Origin of the sequence: Mycoplasma zalophi, assembly GCF_018914005.1 — a bacterium.
Lineage (GTDB): Bacteria > Bacillota_I > Bacilli_A > Mycoplasmatales > Metamycoplasmataceae > Metamycoplasma > Metamycoplasma zalophi_A.
Map to the genome: position 1 here is coordinate 111,442 of NZ_JAHMHI010000001.1, position 16,478 is coordinate 127,919.

General features: G+C 24.0%; 11 protein-coding genes. All 11 read left to right on the plus strand.

Features of this window, described 5'->3' with window-relative positions:
- Positions 1-37 precede the first annotated feature (37 nt).
- The 11 genes from holA (at position 38) to KQ877_RS00630 (ending at position 15,692) form a co-directional block, all read left to right on the plus strand.
- Positions 38-991, plus strand: a complete 954-nt coding sequence (gene holA / locus KQ877_RS00575; protein ID WP_216535704.1) for a DNA polymerase III subunit delta — start codon at positions 38-40, stop codon at positions 989-991.
- A 1-nt stretch (position 992) separates the two neighbouring features.
- A complete protein-coding gene (locus KQ877_RS00580) occupies positions 993-2,501 on the plus strand; it encodes an alpha-amylase family glycosyl hydrolase (protein ID WP_216535705.1) in 1,509 nt (502 codons plus the stop codon).
- Positions 2,502-2,603: 102 nt separating this feature from the next.
- Positions 2,604-2,870, plus strand: coding sequence for a 30S ribosomal protein S20 (gene rpsT / locus KQ877_RS00585; protein WP_216488887.1), 267 nt, complete (start codon positions 2,604-2,606; stop codon positions 2,868-2,870).
- Positions 2,871-2,955: 85 nt separating this feature from the next.
- On the plus strand, positions 2,956-3,507 hold the full coding sequence (locus KQ877_RS00590) for an inorganic diphosphatase (RefSeq protein ID WP_216535706.1): 552 nt from the start codon (positions 2,956-2,958) through the stop codon (positions 3,505-3,507).
- A 2-nt stretch (positions 3,508-3,509) separates the two neighbouring features.
- Complete coding sequence (locus KQ877_RS00595; protein ID WP_216535707.1) at positions 3,510-4,598, plus strand: M42 family metallopeptidase; 1,089 nt, start codon at positions 3,510-3,512, stop codon at positions 4,596-4,598.
- Between the two features lie 139 nt (positions 4,599-4,737).
- The gene (locus tag KQ877_RS00600) at positions 4,738-5,925 is read left to right on the plus strand and encodes an IS3 family transposase (protein WP_216535708.1); all 1,188 of its coding nucleotides are present in this window, start codon (positions 4,738-4,740) and stop codon (positions 5,923-5,925) included.
- Positions 5,926-6,203: 278 nt separating this feature from the next.
- Complete coding sequence (locus tag KQ877_RS04075; protein ID WP_308699329.1) at positions 6,204-7,082, plus strand: BRO family protein; 879 nt, start codon at positions 6,204-6,206, stop codon at positions 7,080-7,082.
- An 856-nt stretch (positions 7,083-7,938) separates the two neighbouring features.
- Positions 7,939-9,156, plus strand: a complete 1,218-nt coding sequence (gene dcm / locus KQ877_RS00615) for a DNA (cytosine-5-)-methyltransferase (RefSeq protein ID WP_216535710.1) — start codon at positions 7,939-7,941, stop codon at positions 9,154-9,156.
- Positions 9,157-9,158: 2 nt separating this feature from the next.
- Positions 9,159-12,038, plus strand: a complete 2,880-nt coding sequence (locus KQ877_RS04080) for a GmrSD restriction endonuclease domain-containing protein (protein WP_216535711.1) — start codon at positions 9,159-9,161, stop codon at positions 12,036-12,038.
- A 604-nt stretch (positions 12,039-12,642) separates the two neighbouring features.
- Positions 12,643-14,595 carry a leucine-rich repeat domain-containing protein gene (locus KQ877_RS04085; RefSeq protein ID WP_216535712.1) on the plus strand — a complete coding sequence of 651 codons (1,953 nt, stop codon included), beginning with the start codon at positions 12,643-12,645 and terminating at the stop codon, positions 14,593-14,595.
- A gap of 44 nt (positions 14,596-14,639) precedes the next feature.
- Complete coding sequence (locus KQ877_RS00630; RefSeq protein ID WP_216535713.1) at positions 14,640-15,692, plus strand: leucine-rich repeat domain-containing protein; 1,053 nt, start codon at positions 14,640-14,642, stop codon at positions 15,690-15,692.
- Positions 15,693-16,478: the final 786 nt, after the last annotated feature.

Consider the following 16,478-nt stretch of genomic DNA (forward strand, 5'->3'; position numbering starts at 1 on the left):
CCATAATTTTAGTTTTATATATAATATAATTTTAATTATGAAGTTTATATATGGAGAAGAAGAATTTTTTATAAATCATTATATTCAAAAAACACAAAATGATTTCAAAGACTTAAATAATAAATATGTTTTTGATGAAGGTGCAGACATTGAAGATATTTTTAACACTATAACAAGTATGAACATTTTTAATGAAAAAAGACTTGTTATTATAAAAAATAATGTTTTATTGTCTTCTAATAAAAAATACAATGATATTGTTGAAACTTTTATAAAAGTTTTAAAAGATTTGCCAAATGATATTGAAATAATTTTTTCTTTACATGTTCCAAAATTAAAACAATTTAAACCTTCTAATTTGTTTTTATATTTAGAAAAAGAAGCAGAAGTACAAAAATTTACAAAAGTTAATGATAAAGATTTAGCAAAATTTATAAAAAAATACGTAAAAATAAACAATGCAGACATTGAAGAACTAGCTGTTGCAAAAATAATTGAAACATTTCCTAATAATTTATTTTTAATAACTTCTATTTTAGATAAATATATTCAAAGTAATAAAATAATAAAAATAGAAAATATTCAGCAACAAAATGAAATTTTCTATGAAAATCCTGAGTGAATTGTAAGTGATTCTTTATTAAAAAGTCAAAATTTAAAAGATTTTTATTTAAAAATTTTATATCAATTAAATTTCGGTATAAGCATTAGAAATATAATTGTGCAAATTATGAATATTTTTACCACGGCAATGGATATTTATATTCTCAAAAAACAAAATACATTAAAAGAAATTAGTGTGCTTTTAAATATTCATGAATATCGCTTAAAATTAATTTTTAATTATTTAAATACACATGACATTGATTTTATTAAAAAACAAATAATATTTTTATCACAACTAGATGTTGACATAAAACAAGGTTATATAGATGAAAATATAGCTCTTGATTACTTAATTTTAAATTTATTTAGAACGGTGGAAAAGTAAAATGGCAAATAAAAAAATGATTTTATATCAACTTAAAATTGATAAATTTAAAGACTCAAATGAAACAGGTTATGGTGATTATAAAGGACTTTTATTACAAATAAAATACTTTCAATTCTTACAGATTGACGGAATTATTTTAAATAATATTTTAGATTATTATAAAAATGCTAAATCATTAGCTGAAATTGAATCAAAATATGGGTCTATTTTGGAATTTAAAAAAATGATAAATATTTATACTTCTAACAACATAAAAATGGGTATAAATTTAGATTTTAATAATTTAAGAGATACTTTTAACAATTGAAAACAAGCAAAAATACTTCATGAAAATAAAAATTTCACACCAAATCAAACACAAAAAAATACATTTGAAAAATACATCGATAAAAATAATAAAGAAAATGATATCTTTTTAAATCAAACAGAATTTCTTGATTTTTATAACAAAATATTTGATTTCTATTTAAATTTAGGTTGCATTTTTTTTGTTATAAACATAAATAATGAAAATTCAAAAAATAATAACATAAATGAAAAAGAAATAGATTTAATTAAAAATATATACAAAATCTCTAAACAAAAAAACGAATCTTTTGAGATTTTTATAAAAACAAAAAATCACGAATTACATAAAATTCAAACATCTCAAAAAGAAAAATTTTATGACTTTTTATTTATTGATAAATTTTCTGAAATCGGTAGCGATAAAACATACAAAAATAAATTAATGATAAAATTTAAACCTTGACAATTGCTAAAAGAATTAAGAAATTATTTAAGTTATCAAGATGTAATTATATCATTAGCTTCAGAACATATAGGTAGAATAAATAGCCGTTGAGGTGATGAATTAGCATTTAATAAAGAAGCTTCTAAATCATTTGCTTTATTGTTGCTTGCAGCAAGAAATTCAGCAAACATTTATTACGGAGATGAACTTGGTTTATTAAAAGCAAAAATTGAAGATTATCGAGATTTTAATGAATTTAATTACAACGAAACCAAAAGATATTTAGAAACTAAAAACATTAGTACTGATATTTTTTATAATTCATATTTATATCAACATTCTATTTCAGTAAATAATATAATGCCTTGAAATTTAGAACCTAACTTTGGTTTTTCAAAAATAAAAAATAAAAAATTTATTTTTGCAGAAAATTCTAAACAAAATAATGTTGTAAGTGAATTTAATGATCCAACTTCATCACTTAATTTTTATAAATATTTAATTGAATTTATAAAAAATAAAGATTTTGAAGAAATTTTAAACAATGGTAAAATATCTTTTTCTAAAGATGTATTTAAAAAGGGTATTATTAAAATTAAATATAAATTACAAAATAAAAAATTGCTTTTTGTCATAAATATTTCAAAAAAATCAAGAAAAATTCACTTATCAAAAAAATATGAAATAATTAAATCAACATATCATGATAAAAAATATTTAAATATTCCAAATTCACTTGATCCTTTTGAAAGTTTAATACTATTAAAAAAGTAAAATAAGACATAAAAAACAAATATAACAAAAAACACAAAAAATATTATTTTTTTTGTATAATTAATAACATACGCTCAAAACATTATTATACGAGGAGAAAAAATGGCAAATATTAAATCAAAAATGAAAGCAATCAAATCAAACGAAAAAGCAAGAGTGAGAAATGCAGCTATTAAATCAAGTGTAAAAACAGCTATTAAAAAAGCTAAACTTGGTGCTACAAAAGGTGAAGAAAATATCGCAACTTTAGTAAGCAAAGCTCACCACGAAATTGATAAAGCTGTTTCAAAAGGTGTACTACACAAAAACAACGGTGCACGTAAAGCTGCTCGTTTAGATGCTTTTGTTGCAAAGTCTACTACAAAATAAAAGTGTAATAATTGTTATAACTCTACTCTATGTAGAGTTTTTATTTATTTTTTTTAAATATATATTTTAATAGTAAAATATAAATATGAAAAATATAACAGTTAATATAGAAATTCCTAAGGGAAGTAAAATTAAATATGAATACAACCGTAAAACACAAAAAATAGCGGTAGATAGAATATTAAGAGGAGACTTTGCATATCCTGCAAATTATGGATATATTACAGAAGCATTAGACTGAGATGGAGATGAATTAGACGTTTTAGTTTATTCACAAGAAACATTTATGCCAGGTGTTAGTTTAGAAGCTAGAGTCATCGGAGCAATGAAAATGATTGATGGGGGAGAAACAGATACTAAATTAATTGCAGTTCATGCTGATGATTATCGTTTAGACCACATCACAAAACTTGCTGATTTAGATCAAATGTGATTACAAAGTGTTGAAAATTTCTTTACAACATACAAAAATTTCAAAGGTAAAGGTGTTACATCAGTTAAAGGCTTTGAAGATGAAGTTTGAGCTGAAAAAGAATATTTAGAATGTGTTGAACTAATGGAAAAATATGGTTCAATGGATAAAGATAAATTTATAGAAAAAATGAAAAAAGAACACCCTGAAAAATACGAATTTTAATTATGAACAAACAAGAATTTAAAGAAAAACTAATTAAATACATGGAATTAGAGGCGATGAGCCGTTACGAAGAACCTGTTGCTCATGAACTTAAATATTCAACGAGTTCTGTAAATTTCAGTCATAGTTACGATAACTTTGGATCATTAATTATTTTTAAAAAATCTAAAGTAGAAAATGCACCAAAAGTTCAAATTTCTGCACACATGGATGAAGTTGGTTATATTGTAAGAATGATTGATAAAACCGGACAATTACTTCTTATGCCAATTGGTGGAATATGAGCGTCTGTTGCAATAGGAACTAAAGCAACTTTAGTAACTAACAAAGATAGCAAAAGATTTATAGGGGTATTTGGCCATACATCAATTCACGTAATGACACAAACTCAAGTAAATAATGCTCTAAAAAATAATGAATTATTTGCAGATTTTGGATTTACAAGTGACAAAGATGCAATCGAAAACGGTGTTGAAGTTGGAGATAGAGTTTATATGTCTGGTGAAACTATTTTATTTGCTGATGAAGATTTAGTTGGTGGAAAAGCAATGGATAATAGAGCAGGAGTTACAACACTAGATTATGTAGCTAACCAAATTAAAGATTTAGACTTAGCTTGCGATGTTTATTTAGTGGGAACCGTTCAAGAAGAAGTAGGAACTAGAGGTGCTAAAACATCTGTAAGTATAATAGAACCCGATATAGCTATTGCTTTAGATACAACAACAAGTCATGATACTTATGGTATTGTCGCAGGAAATACTAAATTAAAAGCTGGAGCAGCACTAAGAATATTTGATAGAGATACAATGATGGATCCTAAACTAATTGATTTTATTGCAAAAATAGGAACTAAAAACAACATAGATTTTTATAAATATGTTGCAGTTGGTGGTGGAACCGATGCAGGCGAATTACAATATGGAAAAGGTGGGGTATCTACACTAACAATAAGTATTCCACAAAGATATTTACACTCACCAATTGGTGTTTCTTCTATTCATGACATGATGTCAAGTGGTAACTTAATTGTTGAATTTTTAAAAGAACTTTCACCAAAAACATACCAAGAACATATAAAACATAAATAAAAATTCATTTAAAAAACATGAACAAAATTAACTAATTTTAAAGATGGACAAAAAAAATTAACATTTTGCGAAAATGTTAATTTTTTTATAAACTGTTTAAAATCTGTATTCTCAAAGGTATGTATAGTAAGGAGATGAAATGTCAAGACATTTAAATATTGATGAATGGGATTTAGTATTTGATGCTTATCAGCAAAACGGAATGATTGGAGCATTAAGAAAAATGCATGTAATTTCACCAAAAACTAAATTTGCGAAAAGAGAAAATTTATCAGCAAGAATTAAAAAAGCAATTAAATATTATAATTTAGGAATGAAAGAAAAATTGTTAACAAAAAAAGGTGTAGATAGAAAACCTGGTTCTGGAAGACCAAAAAAAGAACCTGATTTTGATTGAGAAATTTTTGATAGAAATGATTTAATTGAAATAGCAAAAAGATATTATGAAATAACAAATCAAAAACCTAAAAAAGACAAGAAAAAAGAAGCTGCAAATCTAAAGATTAAATCAGTTAAATTAGCCTTATTTTTTAATCTCAGTAGACAAACTATTTCAAAGAGCAAAATTTCACAAAAAAAAGAAAAAGTTATTCCTTATTCTAAAATTATAATTGAAGCATTTAAGGCAAACAAGGCTAGATTTGGAAGAAAAAAACTTAGTATATATATTTATATTAAATATAAAATATATATAAATGATCGTACATTGGGAAGATATTTAAAGTATTTAAAACTTCAATGTAAAGTAAGACAAAAGCAAAAGAAACCAGAAATTAAAGATACAAAATGCGCAATCAGTAATATCATTCAAAGAGATTACAATGACAAATATAGCAGGAATATTTATGCAACTGATGTTTCATACATAAATGCACCTAAAGATGTAAATAGTAGTCATGTTTATCTATCAGCAATAATTAGTCATAAAAGCAAAAAAATTATAGGATATAGACTAAATAAATCAAATGATTTAAATTTAGTTTTAGAAAATATTAAAGACATTGAAAAAGACAATTGTAACAATTTTATAATTCATTCAGATCATGGTTTTCAATATACAAATTATGAATATATTTCTGAAATTATTAGACTCGGTGGGAAAGTATCGCTATCAAGAATTGGAAATTCATTAGACAATAGAGAAATAGAATATTGATTTGGAATAATAAAAACTGAATTATTAAACGATTTAGATTATACAAAAATCACATTTAATGAATTAAATCAAAAAATTAATGATTATGTTTTTTGATACAACAATGATCGAATACAATCAAATTTAGGTTGAAAAACACCACAGCAATATGCTATGATGTTGACTAATTAAAAAATATTAATATTTATTGTCGATGTTTAGCTTATTAAAATTATTTAACTACCTTAAACCGATTGAATTATTAAAATATTTTAAACATTATAATTAATAAAAACACCCATGTTATTGACTTTTTTGCAGGGTTTTATGTCATAATTATGTCGTGGTAAAAAGTCTAATAAAACCTAGGATTGTGACTTCTACAAAAAATAAAACTCTTAAAATGAAAATCTAGTGTTGTTTAGAATTATCTAATAATTAGATGATTATAAACAGCACATAGAATGAGAATGGAGAAATACGTGGATAACGAGATTAAATTATTTGAAGGTAGTCAGATACGTTCTGCTTGGGATAATGAAAAAGAAGAATGGTATTTTTCGGTGGTTGATATAGTAAGAGTACTTACAGAAAGTGAAAATCCTCAAGTATACTGGAGAGTATTAAAAAAGAGATTAAAAGAGGAAGGAAACGAAACCGTTACAAATTGTAACGCTTTGAAAATGAAAGCTGCAGATGGAAAAATGCGCCTAACAGATGTTGCTAATATGCAAGGTATATTCCGTATCATTCAATCCGTACCATCACCAAAAGCTGAACCATTTAAGGCGTGGCTAGCAGAAGTAGGAAAAGAAAGAATAGATGAAATAATTGATCCAGAACTAACAATAGATAGAGCTCTAGAAACTTATCATAAAAAAGGTTATACCAGAGAATGAATTAACCAAAGATTACAAGCGATTCAAGTTAGAAAAGAACTAACAGATACTTGGCAAGACCACGGGGTAAAAGAAGGAAAAGAGTACGCCATTCTAACGAATGAAATTACGAAAGCTTGATCTGGTATGACAACAAAACAATATAAAAATCATAAAGGTTTAAAGAAACAAAATCTAAGAGATAATATGACTACAACAGAGCTTATTTTAAATATGCTTGCAGAAACTGCAACAAAGGATATAGCTAATGCCACTCACCCTCAAGGATTAGAAGAAAATAAAGAGGTTGCAAAGCGTGGCGGTTCAATTGCAGGGAATGCTAGAAAAGAAATCGAACAAGAAACAGATCAACCTGTAATTACATCTAAAAATGCAATTGATTTAGGAAAATTAATATCAGATGTATCTAAGTCCACAGATGAACTAGCGGATGAAGATAAAAAATATTAATTAAAAACAAAATATAAATTACAAAAGACAAGTAAAGAAAAACTGCTTGTCTTTTTTTTGTAAAGAGGAGATAAACAATGAATATATATTTATTTGATGAGCATCCAATAATTGTAATTAAAACACTTGCTAGAGAGATTTTCTTAAATTGACTATTAATATTGCAACAAATAAATTATTAGATAGAAATAAACAAATTAGTAAGAATTTTTTGAGAGAAGATATTAGACATATAATTCAATTAGAAGTTGGAGAGAAAATGACTTTAATTATATGAGTTTTGAAATAGTAAAAGTAACATTTGCAAAACTAGAAAAGCAAGGATATTTAATTAATGGTAATTTTAATAAAGATCCAGGAAATAAAAATTATTTGGGTTGTGTAACTTTTCACTTAAAATGTCCTTATTTTCTAATTTTTAATTAATTTTAAACACATTAAATTACTTAGTGAAAAGACAAAAATTATAAACAAAAAAGATTCTATTCATGGATAATGCAATCGTCTGCTAAAAATACTATAAACTCTATAATATTACCAATAATAAAGTCGATGAATATTATATTTCTGAAAAAAGATGAACAATTAAAAATATCAAAAATATTTAAAACACTAGACAATATTCACATTTGTTAAAGAGAATATTTTTTGCATAAGAATAAAAAAGTATTAATTAAGACTTTTAAAAAATCCTTATATAATTCAATTATCAAAAATGAATGTTTACAAACCCAACTTATAACATATTGTTTTTTTACCCTTCATTAAATTCAATAAAAACCACATTATTTATTACTACAATTTTCACCATTTACTTGACTTCATATATATATATATATATATAATGATGTATATTATGGGAACAATTAGAATATTAGAAACATTTTCAGGTATTGGAGCTCAAAATAAAGCTGTTACAAATATAAATAATAAAAGAAACAAAAAAATTTTTGAAATCGTAGCAACCGCTGATTGAGATGCCAGGGCTAATATTTCTTATTCTGCAATTCATCACAACTTGATTAAAAATTGAGAAATTGTTTTAAAAGAAAACAATTTAACAACTGAAAAAGAAATCGATAATTTTTTAAAAAAATATAATTTTTCATTAAACTCTAAAACTTTATCAAGAATAACATCTAAAGACCTTGTGTTTAAAAAATACTTAGCAGCTTCTGTTATTTTAAGTAACAATGCTGTTGATATAACAAAATTAAACCCTAATCTTATTAAAGATCAAAATATTGATTTAATCACTTATTCATTCCCTTGTCAAGGTCTTTCTGTTGCTAGTATGGGGAAAGCAAAAGGTATTAATGATGAACTGTCAACTTCGAGTTTAATATGACAAATTTATAGAATTTTAAATAATTCAAGTAAAAAACCTAAATATCTAATGATGGAAAATGTAAAAAATTTACTTTCTAAAAAATTTAAACCAGAGTATGAAAAATGAAAAGATGTTTTGGATAACATGGGTTATAAGACATTTACTACTATAATAAATGGTCTTGATGCTGGGTCTATACAAAAAAGAGAGCGTGTTTTTGCTTTAAGTGTATTAAAAAATGTAAAAACGCCTTTTAACAATGATTTAGAATTTAGTGAATACATAAAAAAAATCAATAACGGAAAAAAATTAAAATTACATGAAAGAGAAACACAATTTAACAATATTTTTGATTTTTATAATCACTCAGAGGAAAATATTGAAGCATTAATAAATAATACTCCATCAAGAATAAAATTAGTAAATTCTCAAAAAATAATAAATAAATCAAATAACTTTATTATAAATACATTAACGACAAAGCAAGATAGAATACCTTGCACTGGAATTATAGAATTTAAAAATAATAATAAAAACAAATTAAATTATCGATTTATTACACCAAGAGAAGCATTTATGTTGATGGGGTTCGAAAGAGAAGATTTTAATAAATTATTGCCTTTTTATGAGCAAAAAATTTTAACTAAAGAATCATTATATAGACAAGCGGGTAATTCTATTGTGGTAGAGGCAATAACATCAATTTTTAATGTTGTAGAAAGTATTGAAAAAATGAAGGATTAATTATGGACAAAATAAAATTAAAAGAATTAATAAATAGCTCTAATTGATTAAAAGAATGAAAAATAGGAACAAACATCACTTCTTACATCAAAAATGGTGTTTGTGAATGACTTTATATAATTAAAAATGCATCACCTAATGACAAAATATTGGTAGGTAAATTAGGTGTTGATGAGTACTGTGTTTTTGATAAAAACAATAATGCAATTAATTTATATCGTAGCTCAACAAAAAAAGCAGGTTTATCACTTGCAACATACAATCAATGTGTAGTCACCTTTATTAGTTTTGGTATTTTAGAATATGAAGACGATTATTATAGTGTTTCACAAGAATTTATAAAGCATGTTTTAGAACAAAAAAACAATGATGATGAAACTATTGTTTATGGTTATATAAGAAAAAAAATAACAAGTCTTTTTAATAAATTTTTATTAAAACCGATAGAAGAATTTTTATCAAATAGTAATTCATTTGAAGAGGAAAAAAATTTTTATAATCAATCAACAAGATTTTGATTTACTATTTTATTAAATTTCGATTCCCTTGAAAATAATAGTTATATTATTAAGGAACTTAATAAAAAACAACCGGATGAGTGATTTTTAGAAGTAACTGAAAAAATTTTATCAAATGACACTGAAACAAAAAATATTTTTATTGACGTAACAAAAAAAATCTGTGATTTATTAGGTATTAAGAATGTTGCATGAAAATTCCTTGATATACAAGATTTAATGAATAGAAATGAAAATCAACATTCAAAAGCAGATTTTGAAATTGTAAACAAATTAGGTAAAGCAAATATAAAAATATTAACTGAAATTGTAAATTTCAAACAATTTATTCAACTTTCACATGATATTCGCTATACAATTCCTATTTTCCAAAGATTTTATACTTGAGATCCTTATATGATAATAGGATTGCTAAATAATATGATAATAGATTCAGAAAATACTGATAACACTAATAAATTTTCTTTTTTAAATAGTTTAGTAATTATACAACAAGGAAATATGTTCAATATAGTAGATGGACAACAAAGAATCATTTCTATGCTATTAATTCTTTTAGCGCTATCACGAAAAGCAAAATATATTAATGCAACCGCTTCATTAGAAATGATAAAAAATTTAAATGGATACAACTGATCCATAAAAGATTTTTTAGACGATTTCAAAAAAAGTAATAATGAATATTATGGTGATTTATATAATTTATTTTTTAATGAAAAACAATATAGCATTGAAAATAAAGGATTAAGTAAGCAATTTTACAAAAATTATAATGAAATTGTTCAAAAAGTAGATGAATATTTTAATGTTTCTAATATTGATAATTTTGTAAAATACTTCCTTGAATCAGTATTTTTAAACATAAATATATTAAACGATAAAAGAACAGATGCAAATACAAAAATTTTTCAAAATTTAAATAGATACAGCAAAAGATTAGGTGTTTTAGATTTAATCAGAAACAAGATTTATGAAATAGAAACTGATGAAGAGTTTGTTGTAAAACTTTTCAATGACACAGTATTTGAATATTTTAGAAAGTCAAAAAAGAATGACGAAGATTTAAAAGAATTAATATTATTTATTGATTCTTGATTTGTTAAAGAAGAAAAAAATGAAGAATTAGATAAAATAAGTAGTGAATATTATGATGACACTACAAAAACCTATGAAAAATTTAATTTTTTACTTTCTATAATAAGTAAAAACCAGGATACGGAGTCAAAAAAAGAAGAACTAGTCTATAAAATAATAAATCAGATTTTTTTCTACGAATATGCAAAAACTGGTTCTATAAATAAAATTGAAGCAATACTAGAAAAAGCTTATGAAAATAACGAAAAAAATGATATATATAAAAATTTAGTATACAATGCTAGCGAATTTAAAAAACACACAAAATTGCCATTTATTAATTTTCAAATCTTTCATATAACAAACGGAGGAAGTAAAACTGTTTATATTCCATTAATTTGAAAATTAATTGAAATTAGCGAATTACTAAATGAAGATAAAAATATTGACACTAGATTAGAAATATTGAGTAAAGTTTTACATAAAATTGAAAAATTTTCAATTATTTGAGATATTTATTTTGAAGGTCAATCATTTAGTAAGCAAATTATTAATATTGTTAAAAGCACTTTATATAAAGTTGATAAATTAAATGAAAATATTTCAGAAATGATTTATGAAAAATTAATTTCTCTATTCTCATATGAAAGAATAGATAAAATAAAAAATTGTTCTAATGTTTTAAAAGAGCAATATCGCGAACAACTTGATCAAGTATTTAATAAGGATTGAGAACAAGGAATAAAAATAAAAGAAATTAACAACAAATTATACAAATTGATAATAGGAAGAGTATATTTGGGACTAAACAATACCAAGCAACCATTTTACTATGAAAAACCAGCTTCTCAGGAACAAAAAGAACTAGAAATTGATTTTGTTAATTATTCATATGAACATGTACTTCCTAAAAATCCAAAAGAGGAAATAAAAGAAATTTTTGAATGAAAAGACAATAAAAATAATTATTTAACTTATGTTCACAAAATTGGTAATGGAATTTTATTGAATTTAAACGATAATAAAGTGTTGGGAAATAAGGAAAAAAAGGAATATAAGATAAATGGTATAGAAAATAAAACAAGTCGCTATATTTCAATGACTACAGTTGATGAACAAACACTAGAAATTGACCAAGCTAATTGGGAAATTAAAATACTTCCTAACGATGATAATGATGAAATACAAAAACATATCGATGATATAAAAAATAAAATTAATGTTAGAACTGAACAAATATTAGATGCTTATGTATATATAATATTTGATGAAATAAAAACTTCAAAATAATTAATAGACAAATAAATAAAAATATAAAACTATTTTTGTTTGATAAAATAAACTTTCATTAACTAAATAGTATATTAAAATAAATATTTAGCAATAGTTTATCAATAAAGTATTAATTAAAATACACAAGCATCAAAACTTGTGTAAATTAGGTAAAATAAACGGTTGTTATTTTTATAAATTACATTAACCAAAAGTTAAATATTGCAAAATAATGGCTCAAACTAATTTTAAAATAGCATTAATCAGTTTTAATAGACAATGAAAAAAGATATAAATATTATTGAAACCTATATAAAAACAAAAGAGAAATAGAAGACCAAATCGTTGTGGAAATATAGTACTTAAAAAGTGATAAAAACTTTATAGTTTAAATATGAGTGAATTAAAAATTATTGGATGATTAGCATTTTTTAAAACATCTATTGAACAATTATATCTACCTGAAATTAAAAAAATGGTAAATCTGCATTTAAAAATTGTCTTAATCTAAAGATAGCAAAAGTAAAAAATGCTGTGAAGATAGATAAAGATGTTACTATAGAATGTATTTAGGCTTAGCAAGTTATAAATTAATGTAAAAATCTAGGAATAGAGGAAATTTATGGACATATTTGAAAAATTAAATAAAAGTATCAAGGAAGATAATATTGATTTTGAAAGCATAGATAATAAAAACTATGATCAAGAAGGTGAAAATAAATCTAAAAGTTTAGGCATTAAAAATAAAACAAATGAAATTCAAAACAAATTATTACAAGACAATGATTATGGTAAAAAACACAATAAAATCAAGTCATTTGAAAAAGTAGATTTTACAAAAATTACTAAAATTAACTCTTATATGTTTAAAGCAAAAGCAATTCCTAGTACGCTAGTTTTACCAAAAGTTACTGAAATAGATGAAAAAGCATTTAATAAAGTAAAAACACTAACTTCATTAAAAGCAGATAAATTAAAAACTATTGGTCAAGAAGCGTTTGCGTACACATCAATTGAGAAACTGGATTTACCAAAAGTTGTTTCAATAGATCAAAAAGCATTTTATAATGTAAAAACACTAACATCATTGAAAGCAGATAAATTAAAAAGCATTAATGCTGAGGCATTTTATTCAACATCGATTGAAAAATTAGATTTACCAGAAGTTACAGAAATAGGATTTAAAGCATTTTGTAAAGTAAAAACACTAACTTCATTAAAAGCAGATAAATTAAAAATTATTGGTCAACGGGCATTTAAAGAAACATCAATTAAGAAATTAACTTTACCAGAAGTTACTGAAATATATGATGGAGCATTTGATGAAACATCAATTAATGAACTAAATTTACCAAAAGTTACTAAAATAGGTGGTGGAGCATTTTCAGATACATTAATTAAAAAACTAAATTTACCAGAAGTTACTGAAATAGGTGATTTAGCATTTTATGAAGTAAAAACACTAAAATCATTAAAAGCAGATAAATTAAAAACCATTGGTAAAGCAGCATTTTATCAAACATCAATTGAAAAATTAGATTTACCAGCAGTTACTAAAATATATGATGGAGCATTTAGAGCTGTAAAAACACTATTATCACTAAAAGCAGATAAATTAAAAATTATTGATGAATGAGCATTTCAAGAAACATCAATTGAAAAATTAGATTTACCAGAAGTTACTGAAATAGGTAGTTGAGCATTTAAAGGGGTAAAAACACTAAAATCATTAAAAGCAGATAAATTAAAAATTATTGATGAATGAGCATTTCAAGAAACATCAATTGAAAAATTAAATTTACCAGAAGTTACTGAAATAGGTAATTGAGCATTTTATGAAGTAAAAACACTAAAATCATTAAAAGCAGATAAATTAAAAATTATTAATTGATGAGCATTTGAAAGAACCTCAATTCAGAATTTAAATTTACCAGAAGTTACTAAGATAGATATTGAAGCGTTTGATGAAGTAGAAACACTAACTTCATTAAAAGCAGATAAATTAAAAACCATTGGTGCTGGCGCATTTAAATGAACCTCAATTCAGAATTTAAATTTACCAGAAGTTACTGAAATGGATGATTGAGCATTTTATGAAGTAAAAACACTAACTTCATTAAAAGCAGATAAATTAAAAACCATTGGTGCTGGAGCATTTAAATGAACCTCAATTCATAATTTAAATTTACCAGAAGTTACTGAAATAGGTAATTGAGCATTTTATGAAGTAAAAACACTAACTTCATTAAAAACAGATAAATTAAAAAACATTGGTAGTGGAGCTTTTCAAGGAACCTCAATTCAGAATTTAAATTTACCAGAAGTTACTAAGATAGGTAACGGAGCATTTAGTGCTGTAAAAACACTAAAATCATTAAAAGCAGATAAATTAAAAACCATTGGTAATGGGGCGTTTTATAAAACATCTATTAAACAATTATATTTACCTGAAATTGAAAAAATTGGTAAATATGCATTTAAAAATTGTCCTAATCTAAAGATAGCAAAAGTAAAAAAAGGTGCAAAGATAGATAAAGATGCATTTGATGAAGATGTTACTATGGAATATATTTAATTAAGTTATAAATTAATATAAAAATCTAGGAATAGAGGAAATTTATGGACATATTTGAAAAAATAAATAAAAGTATCAAGGAAGATAATATTGATTTTGAAAGCATAGATAATAAAAACTATGATCAGCAAGGTGACAATAAATCTAAAAGCTTAGACATTAAAAATAAAACAAATGAAATTCAAAACAAATTATCACAAGATAATGATTATGGCGAAGAACATAATAAAATCAAGTCATTTGAAGAAGTAGATTTTACAAAAATTACTAAAATTGAACCTTATATGTTCAAAGAAAAAATAACACCTAGTGTACTAGTTTTACCAAAAGTTACTGGGGTAGGTAAAGAAGCATTTTGTAATGCAAAAACACTAACTTCATTAAAAGCAGATAAATTAAAAACCATTGAAGGATTTGCGTTTGAAGAAACATCAATTAAGGAACTAACTTTACCAGAAGTTACTAAAATAGGTCTCGGAGCATTTAATGGGGTAAAAACACTAACTTCATTAAAAGCAGATAAATTACAAACCATTGACGCTCTAGCATTTAAAGGAACCTCAATTCAGAATTTAAATTTACCAGAAGTTACTAAAATAGGTGAAGTAGCATTTTATGAAGTAGAAACACTAACATCATTAAAGGCAGATAAGTTGGAAATTATTGGTAACGATGCATTTGCTAACACATCAATTAACGAACTACACTTACCAGAAGTTACTAAAATAGGTCTCGGAGCATTTAGTTGAGTAAAAACACTAAAATCATTAAAAGCAGATAAATTAAAAATTATTGATTGATGAGCATTTACTAGAACATCAATTGAAAAATTAGATTTACCAGAAGTTACTGAAATAGGTAGTTGAGCATTTGAAGGGTTAAAAACACTAACTTCATTAAAAGCAGATAAATTAAAAACCATTGGTATAGGAGCATTTTTTAAAACATCTATTAAACAATTATATTTACCTGGAATTGAAAAAATTGGTAAAGCTGCATTTAAAAACTGTTGTAATCTAAAAAAAGTAAGTCTAAAAAAAGGTGCAATCATAGAAAAAGATGCATTTGATAAAGATGTTGCAATAGAATATATTTAGCTCAGGAAGTTATAAATTAATTTCAATTAAGAAACTAAATTTATCAAATGTTACTGAAAAGGTAACGGAGTATCTAGTTGAGTAAAAACACTAGCATCATTAAAAGTAGATAAATTAAAAACAATAAGAACTACAACATTCATTAAAACAATTATATTTACCTGGAATTGAAAAATCGATAAATTTAATACCCATATGGTAAGTAATATGGTATAAATTATATATATAATATTAATAAGTGTTTTTGTAACCTCTCATACAAAATGTCCTTATTTTCTAATTTATAATTTAATTTTAAAATACATTAATTATTTATTAACAAGACAAAAAATCATAATAAAAAACGTTTATATTCATAAACGCAACATTTTAGTATTAAGTTTTCATTTATTGAACTTATTTTTAAATCTAAAATTTGTTTCCTAGAAGAAACTTATTTAATTGCAAAAATAACTTGTGAATTTGTAAAAGTTCACTAAAAATGCTTTCTATTAGCGGAATTACTTCTGCTGGATTTTTATATTCATTATTTAGAAGTTTTTGAATTTTTATAATATTGTCACTAGTGAATTTTGCATTTATATAATATAAATATGCTAAATGTCGTATATTAATATCAGTTTGATCAAATCCTTTTATAATTAATCATATTTAAATCGAAGTTAATTGTTCACCTACTGGTGTTCTTGCTTCATAAATTTTATTGTTTGTTACAAAACAAAGTTTTCCATCAGAATCTTCTGCTAGTTCTATTTATCATTTATCATGCACATAAACTCTGTTTCC